The 13,688-nt window shown below is 63.5% G+C and carries 12 protein-coding genes and 1 tRNA gene; 5 read left to right on the top strand and 8 right to left on the bottom strand.

Going from position 1 to position 13,688, the window contains the following annotated elements; genetic code table 11:
• Positions 1-139 precede the first annotated feature (139 nt).
• Both CZ322_RS03460 and CZ322_RS03455 read right to left on the bottom strand, forming a co-directional pair.
• Positions 140-319: a type II toxin-antitoxin system RelE/ParE family toxin gene (locus CZ322_RS03460; RefSeq protein ID WP_087070229.1), complete on the bottom strand. Its 180-nt coding sequence runs from the start codon at positions 317-319 to the stop codon at positions 140-142.
• On the bottom strand, positions 306-590 hold the full coding sequence (locus CZ322_RS03455) for a type II toxin-antitoxin system RelB/DinJ family antitoxin (RefSeq protein WP_051278520.1): 285 nt from the start codon (positions 588-590) through the stop codon (positions 306-308). Before CZ322_RS03455 ends, CZ322_RS03460 begins: the two co-directional genes overlap by 14 nt.
• 281 nt (positions 591-871) lie before the next feature.
• Between CZ322_RS03455 and CZ322_RS03450 the strand changes: the two genes are divergently transcribed.
• Positions 872-944: transfer RNA gene (locus CZ322_RS03450), tRNA-Arg, on the top strand.
• A 93-nt stretch (positions 945-1,037) separates the two neighbouring features.
• Here the strand turns inward: CZ322_RS03450 and CZ322_RS03445 are convergent.
• Positions 1,038-1,481: a hypothetical protein gene (locus CZ322_RS03445; RefSeq protein WP_087070228.1), complete on the bottom strand. Its 444-nt coding sequence runs from the start codon at positions 1,479-1,481 to the stop codon at positions 1,038-1,040.
• A 303-nt stretch (positions 1,482-1,784) separates the two neighbouring features.
• Here CZ322_RS03445 and CZ322_RS03440 point away from each other — a divergent pair, with 303 nt between their 5' ends.
• Entirely contained in the window at positions 1,785-4,394 is a 2,610-nt protein-coding gene (locus tag CZ322_RS03440; protein WP_087070227.1) for a YPDG domain-containing protein, read from the top strand.
• Positions 4,395-4,565: 171 nt separating this feature from the next.
• On the opposite strand, the gene CZ322_RS03435 is transcribed toward CZ322_RS03440, so the two are convergent.
• Genes CZ322_RS03435 through CZ322_RS03425 form a run of 3 tightly spaced genes read right to left on the bottom strand, consistent with a single transcriptional unit; the run spans position 4,566 to position 7,299 of the window.
• Positions 4,566-5,402, bottom strand: coding sequence for a metal ABC transporter permease (locus tag CZ322_RS03435; protein ID WP_035277154.1), 837 nt, complete (start codon positions 5,400-5,402; stop codon positions 4,566-4,568).
• A 23-nt stretch (positions 5,403-5,425) separates the two neighbouring features.
• Positions 5,426-6,277 (bottom strand): metal ABC transporter ATP-binding protein, encoded by an 852-nt coding sequence (locus CZ322_RS03430; protein WP_087070226.1) that lies wholly within the window; start codon positions 6,275-6,277, stop codon positions 5,426-5,428.
• A gap of 44 nt (positions 6,278-6,321) precedes the next feature.
• Positions 6,322-7,299, bottom strand: a complete 978-nt coding sequence (locus tag CZ322_RS03425; RefSeq protein WP_087071150.1) for a metal ABC transporter substrate-binding protein — start codon at positions 7,297-7,299, stop codon at positions 6,322-6,324.
• A gap of 336 nt (positions 7,300-7,635) precedes the next feature.
• On the opposite strand from CZ322_RS03425, the gene CZ322_RS03415 reads away from it, so the two are divergent.
• Positions 7,636-8,682: a hypothetical protein gene (locus tag CZ322_RS03415; protein ID WP_087070224.1), complete on the top strand. Its 1,047-nt coding sequence runs from the start codon at positions 7,636-7,638 to the stop codon at positions 8,680-8,682.
• Here the strand turns inward: CZ322_RS03415 and CZ322_RS03410 are convergent.
• Positions 8,656-9,447 (bottom strand): ribonuclease E inhibitor RraB, encoded by a 792-nt coding sequence (locus CZ322_RS03410; protein ID WP_087070223.1) that lies wholly within the window; start codon positions 9,445-9,447, stop codon positions 8,656-8,658. The genes CZ322_RS03415 and CZ322_RS03410 overlap by 27 nt on opposite strands.
• Positions 9,448-9,535: 88 nt before the next feature.
• Here CZ322_RS03410 and CZ322_RS03405 point away from each other — a divergent pair, with 88 nt between their 5' ends.
• The gene (locus tag CZ322_RS03405; RefSeq protein ID WP_101657654.1) at positions 9,536-10,276 is read left to right on the top strand and encodes a hypothetical protein; all 741 of its coding nucleotides are present in this window, start codon (positions 9,536-9,538) and stop codon (positions 10,274-10,276) included.
• Positions 10,269-10,730, top strand: a complete 462-nt coding sequence (locus CZ322_RS03400; RefSeq protein ID WP_143231834.1) for a hypothetical protein — start codon at positions 10,269-10,271, stop codon at positions 10,728-10,730. The genes CZ322_RS03405 and CZ322_RS03400 overlap by 8 nt, the downstream gene beginning before the upstream one ends.
• 99 nt (positions 10,731-10,829) lie before the next feature.
• Here CZ322_RS03400 and CZ322_RS03395 read toward each other — a convergent pair whose 3' ends face one another.
• Positions 10,830-13,631 (bottom strand): ATP-dependent RNA helicase, encoded by a 2,802-nt coding sequence (locus tag CZ322_RS03395; protein WP_087070220.1) that lies wholly within the window; start codon positions 13,629-13,631, stop codon positions 10,830-10,832.
• Positions 13,632-13,688: the final 57 nt, after the last annotated feature.

Here is a 13,688-nt window from a genome sequence, read left to right as displayed (position 1 = left end):
TCCGAGGCGCCTTTAACCTGCCTGTAGAGAAAGGCCCCGGTCATTTGTGCATTGCTAAAAGCTAGAGGCCTGACCGGGGGTCTATCACTAGTCAATCTACTTGGACAGCTGCCGAAAAGCAATGGGAGATGCACACACTTCAGCCTTTCCAACCTCCCTGCAGTGCATGGTCACGATACCGCGTGCGCAGCTCATCGCGATCTTGCCTCATCAACGCTTCGATAGCCTTCGCCAGCTTTGCGGCGTCGTAATGTTTCTTGAACAGCGCCTTGGCATCGCGCTTGAACTGATTCGTACGGAAGACGCTAGTCAGCCTCATTGAGATCCGCCATCAGCTCAGCGACGCTACTAAACGACGCGCCGGTGCGGGACTCAACTTCAGCTCTCGCCACGGCACTGGCCGAGTTCCCGCGATGCGGCGTGAACGGAATGCCGTTGCTGGCAATCGACTGCCGCAAAAACATATTGATGGCAGTACTCATATCCAACCCGAGATCACGGAATAACTCCGCAGCCTGAGCCTTCGTTTCATCATCCGTCCGGAAAGATACATTTGCCACCACAACCACCCCACTACGCGCAATCAACATTACTCTGTACATACAGTAGCATTGACCGCGCAAGATCGCGAGAGCTTTCCGGCCATGTCTCGTTGAATACGCTTGCGCAGCCAGGCAGCGTACCCGCCGCCACTACCCAGCACTGACCGCAACCCAGCCAGGCCAGATGTGAAACATAACGCACCTGGCCTGTAGATTTTGCTCTCGCCGGGGAACGCGGTAAACTCTTATCTGTCGCAAAACGAGGCGGGTTAATCGCTCGCCTCCTCAATTTTTTATTGAGGAGCTTGTGGTAGCCACCTCGTGACTGTGCGCTCGTAGCTCAGTGGATAGAGCATCTGACTACGGATCAGAAGGTCGGGGGTTCGAATCCCTTCGAGCGCGCGAAGCTCCTCCTCGGTGACCCAAATCCCGGTGGGGAGCAATTTCTTTTTCCGCGCTCAAGCCCGAAGCCCCAAGCCCGGCCGCAAAACCAACCTAACGTGAATGCTTCAGGAACGCCGGCAAATTGACCGGGTTGAAACTGAAAACTCCCGGATGGTTAATATCCGCTTCCCAGGTCTGCGCCTTACCCTCCGCGGTCCAGCTAATAAGCGCGGTAGTGGCTTTGCGCTCCACATGAAAATCGATCACGCTCTCCCACGGGTACCGCCGGAAACGCTCGCCGTCCGCCCGCGAAATATTCGACAGCCCCGACTTCCCCTCCGGATTGATCACAATAAACTCGGCATCGGTCACCACCAGCACCCGGATCACCGCCGCGTCGATTGCATTCCACAGGTTCGACACCAGGAGCTTGCCAATTCTGCCCAAGAAACTTCTATACTTGCGCACCACCAGGTAGTTCGCGCCCGCCTCAATGCCGTGCTCGCGAAGAAACGCGAGAATATCTTCTTCCGTCACGCCCCGAATAACGCCCATGACCGTGCACCCTTCTCGCGACTACCGCGATACCCGAGGAGACCCCTTTCCCCGCACCCTTGCGCGAAGTTTGTCACCTCAATAATTTGAGTTTATACCTTTTTACGACGACGCACACCCGCCTCACGCCTCCTTTTCGCACAGCACCGCCGATTCACACCCAGCCCTACCCAGCCCCTCCCCGCGCCAACCATCCACCCAACTCGCACCACTTGAACATTGTCCTATCAAGATCGCTTTAGCTAACACTAAATTTCATTTAGGGTTAGAAGCATAAGTAACCACAACTCTGGATAGGACATCATGGCAAAGATGCGCAAGCTCGCTGTCGGAACACTATCCGCCCTCACGGTCCTGGGATGCGGAATCGTAGCCCCACTCGCCGTGGCGGACGTTCCCACAGCGGATAACCCCAGCCCGGCCATCGTTTCGGGCCTGGCAGTCGGTGATGGCAGCCTCATCACCCCGCAAGATAAGAACGGTAAAGACGCAAAATTCAGCGTAGGCATGCAACTGCGCGCCGCCGACGGCTCGGTTTCGAATAATTTCCCGATGCCTGTTGACCCTCGCGTGGATCCGCTCAAGCGTTTAAAGTGCATGCGGAACAATCTCATTGACCTCACGCAAACAACCCAGCTCACCGCACGAATCCAAGTGCGTAACAATACCGCTTCTCCCCTCTACGGATTCAACTACCAGGTCGGGTTGCGCGATGGCGATGCCGAGTACGATACCACTGGCAGTCAATCCGAACCGTCGGGTTTCGTCGTCGACGGCCCCAAGCTCAAAGAATTCATCACCACCTCCGGCGTATCCTCCAAAGTCACCATCTGGCTCATCCTCAAGGACGGCACCCAAAAGACCCTCGATATGATGACCGATGCGGATTGGGGCAACGTGGCAACGGTGTGGATCCGTGGCATCCTCCCGGCTTCTACCGGCCCGGATGATGTGATCACGGTGGACGTTCCGCTCAAGTTTAATCAAGACCCGGCTACGTTTACCGGCTTGACACCAGTTGCTTCACTGCAGAACTACAAGCTGGTTCTGGCTGGAACCGACTATGGCGAAGCTATGTCGAAGAAGGCCGAAGGGTATAAGCGGATTATCCGCTTCCGCGGTTTCACTCCGCTCACGCAGCCCGATAACGGCGCTGCTGCCAGCCAGCACGGCACCACCGGTAAGTTCGTGGCGGTAGAAAAATCCGATGCCGCTAATTACAGCGACCTCTCCGGCCCCTTCACCCAGGTTCCCCTCGCCGTGCAGCAGGCCATGCCCGCGGTGAAGCACCGGGATGTGAATGCCGAGAAGAAGGTGCCCTTCGCTGACGGTTTCAACCTGCAGTACCAGGCCACCTACGCCAATGGGCTACGCTCGCAATGCGAGGGCTACGAGAGCATGATCTCGAAGATTTCAACGGCCACGGTGAATTCCTACCAGATTGACCTCATGCCGATTCGGGATGCGATCCGCGATAAGGGTTACTCGGTTGGGGCAACCGCTGACCAGATCATGCCGGTCTACACCTACGGGATGTCCGCCCAGCAGCCCAGTTTCGTGGATGCCCAGGGCAATCCCATCGCGATGAACGAAGGCGCTTATGCCCCGCTCGCCGCGGAGCTCTCCAACGCACATGTGCGCCTGGTCAAGGTTATTGAGGCCAGCGATATCACGATTCCGCAACACAGTGCTTACAATTCCCGCGCTCAGCTGAGCACGATCCGCGGCCTCGCGGAGCAGGCAGCGCAGGCGGGCAACCTCGACCTGGCCACCCTCACGAGCGACCGCGATCCGCAGGCGCTCACCGATGCGAAGCAGGTCATCACCTATTCCACCGCGAATTACGATGCCCCGGATGGTACCGGCATTCCCACCCGCGTGATTATCGACGCGTCCCAGGTGGATACCGCCACGCCCGGCGTTTACCCGGTCACCTACAAGCGCGCCGTGAAAACGCAGGACGCCGCGGGTACCTGGGTGGAAGATATTGTGTCCACAACGGCGCAGGTCACCGTCACCGCGGTGAACGCTGCTTACCAGCCGGCCTCCGCCGCGCGCGAGAATCTGGATCCGGTCACCGTGAACGTGCCCGCCCCGAGTTTCACGGATGCGAACGGCGCTGCGGTCACGCCCGCGCTCAGCGTGAACGGTGCTTACGCGCTCAATGACGGCGCGACCCTGCCGAAGGGCTGGGATGTTGTGGTTAATCCGAACGACGGCGCACTCACCGTGACGATGGGGAAGGACGCTGCCACCGGAACTCACGAGCTGCCGATCAAGGTGACTTTTGCCGATGGGAGCAGCACTGTTCTCAACGCGCAGGTGAGCTTCACCCAGAAGGCTGCGACGCTCACCCCGGGAACTCCGATCCCGCCGGAGCCCACGGTTGAACCGACTGTTGATCCAACGGTGGAACCGACCACCGAGCCGACGGCAGACCCGACTGTTGATCCGACTGCTGCCCCAACGGTAGCGCCCACGGAACCGAGCGTTACACCGACCGCGCCCACAGCTGCTCCGACCACCGAACCGACCGTTGCGCCGACAGCCGCACCTGCGGCCCCGAGCACCGCACCGGCCGAACCGACGGCGCCGAGCAAGCCCGCCCGCGTCGTCAAGAAGAAGCTGCCCGNCCCGACTGTTGATCCGACTGCTGCCCCAACGGTAGCGCCCACGGAACCGAGCGTTACACCGACCGCGCCCACAGCTGCTCCGACCACCGAACCGACCGTTGCGCCGACAGCCGCACCTGCGGCCCCGAGCACCGCACCGGCCGAACCGACGGCGCCGAGCAAGCCCGCCCGCGTCGTCAAGAAGAAGCTGCCCGCTACCGGCGCGGAGAGTGTCTGGCTGCTGGCTGGCGCTCTCGCCCTGGCGGGAACCGGTCTGCTGGTACGGCGCCGGCATAGCTAAGTAACGCCCATCCAGGCGCGGCACAGCGCCCAGCTAAGCAGCGCATAGCCAGCTACAAACAGGTGTGGCCCGGAACCGCGAAGGTTCCGGGCCACACCTGTTGAGCAACACTTTTGACCAGGCAACATCCCTTGGCAGGCAAGCCCGCTGCCAGCTAGCTGCGCCGTCGTGCTATGCAGAAACCGCGGCGCGGGTGCGCGCGCCCTCGAGTTTGCCGCGCAATCCGTGCGGGGAAATCAACCAGACCACCAGGAACATAATGCCCTGGGCCGTGACCACCGCGGCGCCGGAGGGCAGGTCGAGCCAGTAGGACACGTACAGGCCCACCAGCGCGCACACGGCAGCGAAAACCGGCGCGAAAATCAGCATGACGCGGAAGCGGTTGGTGACCAGGTACGCCGTGGCGCCCGGCACGATCACCAACGCGATAATGAGGATCGCGCCCACCGCCTGCATGGCCGTGACCACCGTGAGCGCCAGGCAGAACAGCAAAATCGCGCCGAGGCTGCGGGCGCGGATGCCGATGGCTTGCAGGTGGGTGGGGTCGAAAGCGTAGGCGGTCAGGTCGCGGCGCTTGAAGAGCAAAATCGCGAGCGCGAGCGGGGCCAGAATCACCACCTGGATCATGTCCGCGCGCGTGACGCCCAGCAGGTCGCCGAAGATCACGTGGTTGAGGTCTACATTGGAGGGATTGAGTTTGATGAGGATCAAACCGATCGCGAAGAATAAAGTAAACACTGCTCCCATGGAGGCGTCTTCTTTGACTCGCGAGGTGGAGCGCAGTAGGAAAATCAGTGCCACTGCGATGAGGGCGGCGATGACCGCGCCCAGGGAGAAGGGCATTCCCAGTACATAAGCGATGACCACGCCGGGCAGAATCGCGTGCGAGAGGGCGTCGCCCATAAGCGACCACCCGATGAGCACCAGCCAGCAGCTAATGACCGCGCATACAATTGCCGCGGTGAGGGTGACCGTGGCCCCGCGCACCATAAAGGGGTGCGTCCACATTTCAACGAAAAGTTCGTACCACACTAGCGATTCTCCTTTGCCTTGCGCAGCTGCGTGGTCGGGTCTGTGGCCGGATCCGTGGCCGGGTCTGCGCCCGAAGCGGTTGCCGGATCCGCGGCCGGATCCGGTTCGCCGTGATCGGGGACGACGCCGAAGGCCTGCATGAGGTGCTCGGGCTTCATGGCCTCGGCCACCGGGCCGTGGAAAATGACGCGGCGGTTGAGGAGGAGCACTTCGGAGCACAGCTGGGGCAGGCCGGCCAGATCGTGGGTGGCGACCAGGATGGTTACCCCGGAGGCCGCCAGTTTCTGGAGCAGCGCAATAATCATGGTTTCCGAGGGTTTATCCACCCCGGCGAAGGGTTCGTCCAGGAGCATGAGCTGGGCGCCCTGCGCGATGGCGCGTGCAATAAACACGCGTTTGCGCTGCCCGCCGGAGAGCGAGCCGATCTGGCGCTCCGCGTAGGGAGTCATTTCCACCATATCGAGGGCGTGGCGCACCGCCTCGCGGTCCTCGGCGCGAGCGCGGCGGGTGGGACCCATGAAGCCGTAGCGGCCCATGGTCACCACTTCCTGCACGCTAACCGGAAAAGCCCAGTCCACGCCTTCGTTTTGGGGGACGTAGCCGACCAGACCGGCTTTGCGGGCTCGCGCGCCGCTCTGGCCGAGGATCGTAATATCCCCGCCGTGGCGCACCGATCCCATAATTGATTTCATGAGCGTTGATTTACCCGAGCCGTTTTGCCCCACGAGGGCGCAAATAACCCCCGGGGTCAGCCCGAAGCTCACCGAGGTGAGGGCCTGCACCGAGCCGTAGCGCGCGTGAACACCGTTCACCTCAAGAGCGTATTTCGGAGTTTCTGCTGGTGTTGCCACCGTTTCTCCGCCTTTCTGCGATTGTGCGTACGTGCGAGCGGCGTTTACTTGCCGGCGGGTTTCGTGGCTTCGCTCGCGGATTCGCTGGCCTTGCCGGTCAGCCCGCGGGTAATGAGATCGGCGTCGTACCGAAGCAAATCGAGGTAGGTGGGCACGGGGCCGTCCGCCTCGGAAAGCGAGTCGACGTACAGTAAGCCGGCCACCGGAACACCGGTGTCTTCGGCAACGGACGCCATTTTGTCGTCCACGGTGGATTCGCAGAACAGCGCCCGCACCCCGGAGGTGCGCACGAAATTCTCGAGGTCGGCCTTCGCCTTGGGGGTTTGCGCGCCTTCGGCATTGACCGCCCACAGGTACTTTTCTTGCAGGCCGTGATCGCGCGTGAGGTAGGAGAATGCGCCTTCGCAGCTCACCAGCGCGCGCTGGGATTCGGGGATGGTGGCCAGGGCCGCGTCCATATCGCTGGCGATGGCATCCAGTTGTTTCTTGTAGTTTTCTCCGTTGGTGCGGTAATCCTCAGCGTGGGCGGGATCTACTTTCGCGAAAGCGGCGACCATATTATCCACGTACAATTTGCCGTTCTTCGGGCTCATCCACGCGTGCGGATTCGGTTTGCCCTGGTAATCGCCTTCCGCGATGGCCACAGGTTCGATTCCGTCGGAAAGGTTAATGCGTTCCGCGGTGGAATTCTCCACGAATTTTTCGAACCAACGCTCCAGGCCCAGGCCGTTGTACAGAATAATATCCGCGCCTTCCGCGCGTTTAATATCGCCGGGCGAGGGCTGATAATCGTGAATTTCTTCGCCCGGGTTGGTGATCGAGGCGACCTCCATATGCTCGCCGGCAATATTGCTCGCCATATCGGCCAGCACCGTGAAGGTGGTGAGCACTTGCGGTTTCTCGCTTCCCGCGCTTTTTTCCGGCGACGACGCAGCTCCGCAGGCCCCCAGCAGGGCAAGCATGCTCGCCAGCAGCGCGGCCAGGCCGGCCCGGACCGCACCTCGTTGATATCCGATTCCCATCACCATCCCCTTTCTGGCTATACTGGGCGTTGGTGCCCTGATCGGATGCACCCTGTGAGGAAGCCCAACGCTCGTAAGTAAGGGTACCCTTACTTTTTGGTGACGGAGCCTAATCCTACGCGATATCACCACCGCGCGCGAGGGTTTTATCCCGCAACTGGGACTTTCTCCCCGAGTATTCGCCACATTTTTTACTTAATATGACATCGCCCACCGCGCCGCCCTGCGTGAACACCGCAGAGCCGTACGCGAACATTACAGAGCCCTGCGTGAACATTACAGAGCCGAGCGTGAACACCGCATTTTGCTGTCGGAGGCCCCGGGTAGACTTCCCCCATGGATGAGATGGACGCTATCGGTCGGGAAATTGACACCATCGCCGCTTCCCTCGGCGATATTCCGGAAGCCGAACCCGGCGAACCGGGCTACATCATTAATACCTGGGAACGCGTGGTGACCGCGTGCCGGGCGGGAATGCGCCCGGTGGCATCCACGGAGGGGCTGCGCCTGGCCGTGGCTATCGGGCACAACCTGAAAACTGTGGAACTTTCCCCGGCGCGCGATGGGGAGGGGCGTTCCTATCTCAATCTGCGCTGCTCGGTGGGGCGGGCGGATCTCATCGATGTAACCGGCCTGGCCGGCTGGGTTTTTGAGACTTTTTCTCTGGGCGATGTGCGTATTGTCGGAGAGGATGTGGTCCTGCACCTGGCGCTGCGCATGGCCGGATTACCTTTCTCGCGGCTCACCAGCATGGTGAAGTTCCTCGTCGTCGCCGCTATTGACGCCACCGCGGTATTCGTGCGCGGTCTCGATAACGTTCCCCCCACGAAAGATGATCTTTTCGGGCCGGAGGCGGTGGCCGGCGCCGGCGATATTCTGGAGGATACGTTTTCCGCTCGCCCAGAAATGAATCCTTTTGTGGGCAATGCGCCCGGGGATGCCGATCAGTTCACGGATCCGACCGGGGTGGATGCCCGTTTTGATGAGCTGCTGGGCACGGCCGGGGTGTATCGCTGGAACGGTTTGGTTTCCGCGCTCGCTCCGCTGCTCGGGCAGCGCGATGCGGCTCAGGCCGAATACGGTTTCGGGGCTACCCTCCGGGTGGATGGCTCTGAAGTTCCGGTGGTGATGCTGCGCAATACCCTGGTGAGCGGGGCGGATAGCGCGGCCGTGACCTTGCGCCTGGGTGATGCTAACGCGGATGCGGTGCGGGAGGCAGCCCGCCAGGCCGCGGCTCTACCCCTCGGCGGAGTGGTGGTGCACGGCACGGATCTTTATTTCAGCCACGCTTTTGAAATTAGCGGGCAGCGGCCCGGGTGGATCGCCAGCCAAATCGAGGGCGCGGCGCGGTGTTCACTACTGCTCGGCCGCGGGCAGTTCTAGCACGGCTTCTTGGAGCCGCTCCCACAGATCCGCTTCGGCGTCATAAGCTTCGGCAACGATGGATTCGGGGAAGTAGGCGGTATCGCGTTCCAGGCCCAGCAGGCAAGGGTAGAAACCGCCGCGCTGGCGGTAGGCCACCCAGGCGAGGGGCGCGTGGGCTACCAGCCGGTCCCCGATGAGCACCCCGAGCCCGGAGGCGAGGGCCTGCCGGGAGCGCTGGCCGCGCAATTCGGGCAGCAAAGCACAAATATCGTGCAGGTTCTGGGGCAGTTCCCGCCCGCGCGGCACCAATTTCTTCGCTTCTTCGCGCGCTTCGTGTAAATAATTCTCATCCCCGGGGGCGAGCCAGCCGATGCTCCCTTCCGGGTAATAATCGGGATTATCGCATTCGCGCAGAGCCGGCAGCAGCGAAGCTTCCCAACCCAGGTAACGCCCGTTGGTGGCGGCGGCAATAAGCTCCAGGTAGGAACGCGAATCGGCGATGACCCCGTTATCCACGGAGGTAGCGGACCACAGGGTGAGCATCCAGGAATCTTTGGACCGCCCGAATTGGGAAAGTTGCGATTGCTGAACCCAGCCGTTGCGTTGCAGGCGGGTGCGGGCGGCCACCGCGGCCCGGCGCGAAGAAAAACGGAGGCGATTGATCCACATGCGCGGGGCAGTCAGGCGCGCAGCTTCGGCGACCATAGCAAGCAGGGCCCGATCCAGGGCAGCAGCGTCCGCCTGGTTGTCACTCTCGGGGGCCAGATGTGCTCCATGCGCCATGGCTGCTGGTACCGTCCTTTGCTACTCGAGGGCCGCGGAAAAATCACGAGGATGCTCAGGGGGCCGTCCGCGGACAAGCGTGGACGGGATGATCTCTATTGTACGCGGCGCGCCCGGCCTGTGCCGCATTCTGCCGCCAACGTGGAATACTGGTGAGGTGGTATCACAGTTCACAACATGGGAGGATGCCGCCGCGGCCCTGCGCGATACTTATGCGGGCGCGCGGGCGGATGAGACTCCGGCTTTACGATTTGTCACTCACGGGGTGCCGGTTACCGCCTGGCCCGGGCAGTCCACCCGGCGCGATAGCCGCGCCGTCGTTCATCTTGCGGCACCGGTGCTCACCGGCGCGGAGCTGCGTAAGTACGACGGCGCCGCCGCATCCGCGGCGTCCAGCACGCACGCAGCATCTGAGCCAGGCACGCAAGCAGGCACGCAGCCCGCCGCCAAAACCGGCGCGCAACCCACTACGCAATCCGATGCACAATCTGATGCGCAATCTGACTCGGTGCTTTCCCGCAATGCGGCGGCGGTGCTGGAGCATTTCGGTATTGACCCGACCGGCCCGGATCTGATCGCGGTTCTGCGCGCCGCGGATGCGCTGCCGATTGGTGGGATTCGCCTGCTGGGCGGGCGGGCGCATATTCATTACGCGGTGGCGCTGCCGGTTCCGGCTGAGCAGTTGGCCGCTTGCGCGGCTTTGGTGGCGGCGCAGGCCCGGGCGATGAGCGGCGCGGATGCCTCTCATGCGGGCGGCGCTGATGCGGCATCTCCGGCCGGCGCGGATGCGCTTTCGGATGCTACCCGGGAGGGGGAAGCTGATGTCTAAGAAGTCGGGGCGCGGAGCGTCCGATTCTCGTGATGTGACAACGGCGGCGGGCCTGTATGAGGTGCTGGTGGCTGATTACCATGCCCAGGCGCTGCCGGATGGGGTGCATTACCGTTTTGAGGTGGTGTGGCGTTCGGAGTCGGATAAACAGGAGATGATCGCGAGTTACGCGAATGTTCCCGGCTTGGGGGATGTACTGTATGTGGCGGCATCGCTGGTGGAGTCGCCAACGGAGGCACGTACTCGCGATATTTTGGAGCGGATCGGCGAGTTTTTGGATGGTGATGCGGTGATGTCGGGTGGTCACCTCCAGTTGCGGATTTGTTTGCCGATGGCCGGGCTCACGATTGAGATGTTGCGGGCGCGCTTGCGTAATCTTGCCGGCGCTGCGACTTCTATTCGCCGGGATTTTGCCGACGACGACGAAACTGGCACCTTGACCTTCGGCTACTGAGGCATATCCCGGGGCGACCTGGGCGTACTTTAGCCGTAGGCCTTCACCTACCCGCCCGCGCGGGCGTGAGCAGTATGGGCGCATTGTAGCGGTGCGGGTTTAGCGGCTCTGACCCGGGCGGCGCGGGCGGGCTCGTTTGGTTGGGCTGGCGGTGGCGCCGTTTTCCGGCCAGGGGTGGCGCGGGTAGCGCCCGCGCATTTCTGCCCTGACTTGGGCGTAGGGGCCGGCCCAGAAGCTTTCGAGGTCGTCGGTGATGGCAACGGGCCGAGCGGCCGGGGAGAGTAGTTCAAGGGTGACGGGGATGCGCCCGCCGGCCAGGCGCGGCGTTTTGGTCCAGCCGAAGGCTTCTTGGACGCGCAGGCGAACGGTGGGCCGGCCGCCCTCATAGTGGATGGTGCGTTGTTCTCCGGTGGGGATGGTGAGGCTGGCGGGAGCGAGTTCGTCCAGGTGGGTAGCTTCCGGCCAGGGCAGGAGGCGTTCAATATTTCCCGCCCCGAGGTTTCCCCAGGTGCCGCCCCGGGCGAGGGCGGCGAGTTCGGGGCCGGCCAGTTCGTCAATGCGCTGGCGTAGTGCGGTTTCGCTCATATCGGGCCAGGGTTCACCTAGGACGGTGTGGAGGAAGGCGAGGCGTTCGCGCAGGGCTTGGGCTCCGGCGGTGAATTCCAGCGGGAGGGTTCCGGAGCTGGCCGCGGCGCTCACCCACGCGGTGGCGGCGCCGCGCGGGAGGCGTTCGAGTTCCCGGCCGCTAAGTTCTATGGCTCCTAGCCGGGTGGTTTCCCGGGCCCGCAGGCGGCCTTTCCGATAGGTGATTGCGGTGCCGGTGGTGATGAGGCCGCGGCCGGCTTGGCGGGCGAGTTCTTCGTCGGCGGGTACGGCGGCGCGGATGAGTGCATCCGCTCTGCCTTGGCTGGCGCTCACTTCTGCGACCGCGAGCCAGGGCGTTCCAAGGAGCGGGGAGCCTTGCGGGAGTACTGCCCCGCTACCGTTGGCCAGGAGGTAGCGCCCCGAGGTGCTATCCACCGCGCGGGCCAGCAGATCCGGATATGCCCAGGCGGTTACGAGGGCGAGGGCGTCGTCACTGCGAGCCGCCCGGCTGGGTTTCCCGGAGCCAGCTGGGCCGGTTGTACCGGAACCTGCGGTATCGGTTTTCCCGCGGATGGCTGCGCCGCTGCCAGATTTCCCACTGCCACTCTGCCCGCTCTCATGCTGCCCGCTGCCGGCTGCCACCGCATCACCCAGGGCGCGGCGGGCTAGTTTTTCGAGGCGTTGGGCTTGCCGGGCCCAGGCCGATGAGACGGCGATGGGCCACCGGGCCAGATCCGCCCCGGGCAGCCGGGGTGATTCCGCGAGCGCGGCAACGATCTGGGCGGCTGTACCTGCCCCTAACCGCGGGGTGGTTTCCAGCAGGCTACGCCCCAGCCGGGTGCTGACTGGAAGCGGGGCGAGGGTGCGGGCCAGGTCTGTGACCTGCCAGGCGCGCTCAACGCCGGTACTCTCACCGGTGACGGCGCTCCCGTGCGTCTCAGTTCCGAGCGTCCCACCATTGGCCGCATCGACCCCGGCGCTCTGTTCTGCCACCACGCAGCCGAGGGCGGTGAGGGTGCGCATGCCAGCCGCCACGGCCGGCTGCGGGGGCGGGTCCAGGAGGGCGAGCCCGCGACCTTCCGGGGCACCCCATACCGCTGCTTGCAGCAGAAAATCAGTGAGATCCGCGGTGTAAATTTCCGGGGTGGAACGTTCGGCGAGGCGGGCCCAGGTGGCTTCGCTCATGACCCGATACACGGTTCCGGGGCCTAAACGCCCGGCGCGCCCGCCGCGTTGGATACCGGCGGCTTGGGATTCCAGCACCGTGACGAGCCCGCTGATGCCACTGGCGTAATCGGTGCGGGGTTCCCGGGAGAGCCCACTATCCACCACAATCCGCACCCCGGGCACGGTGAGGGAGGATTCCGCGATAGCGGTGGTCACAATAATGCTGCGGGTTCCGGTAACTTCCCGGAGTGCGGCATCCTGCTGGGCGCCTGTGAGGGAGCCGTGCAGGGGCGCCACCCGGGCAGGTAAGTGGCTGAGCAGGCCAACCACGTGCTCCACTTCCCGCACCCCGGGCAGGAAGACCAAAATATCGCCGAACTCCACCTCCCTAAAAGCACGTTCCACCACCCGGGCCACGTGCGCCAGGAATTCCCGGCGCACCCCGAGCGCGCCGTCCCGCGAAATTGTGCCCAAGGGTTCTTCCCCGCGCCCGGGTGGTGCGTAGCGCAGGGTGAGGGGATGAAGCACACCCGGAATATCCACGATCCGCGGGGTTTCCCCGGGCGCTGCGGCCCCCGCTTCCAGCAACGCCGCGGTGCGCTGGGATTCTACGGTGGCGGACATGGCCACCAGCAAAAGGTCCGGGCGGAAAGCGGCGCGGGCTTCCAGGGCGAGGGCGAGGGCCAGATCGGCATCAAGGTGACGTTCGTGCACTTCGTCGAAAATAAGAGCGCCGATACCGCGCAATTCCGGGTCGCTTTGCAGGCGGCGCACCGCGATACCGGGAGTGATCATTTCGATGCGGGTTTCCCGGCTCACCTGGGAATCCCCGCGCACGCTATAGCCGGCGCTGGCGCCTACCGGTTCCCCGAAGAGTTCGGCCAGGCGCCGAGCCGCTGCCCGAGCGGCCACCCGGCGCGGCTGAATCACAAGGACCCGCCCGGGCCGACTACCGCCCGCATCGGTTCCTCCACGCACGCCTTCCGCGAGCGCGCGGGCCACCAGCGGCGGAATGAGCGTGGTTTTCCCGGTTCCCGGCGGGGCGTTCACCACCGCGAGCGGCAGCGCGGCGCGCACCTCATCAAGGTGGGCTGCTACCGGCAGCGAGGGCGGGGCAGCGAGCAGGCGAGCGCAGGGATCCGAGGTCATGCGCCCATTCTCCCACGGGCCTCCGACACGATTTTCAGCCCGAACCGCAGCCTGCGC

Source organism: Actinotignum timonense (genome assembly GCF_900155575.1).
GTDB lineage: Bacteria > Actinomycetota > Actinomycetes > Actinomycetales > Actinomycetaceae > Actinotignum > Actinotignum timonense.
Note: the sequence above shows the minus strand (reverse complement) of the source record. Positions and strands in the feature narration are given on the sequence as shown.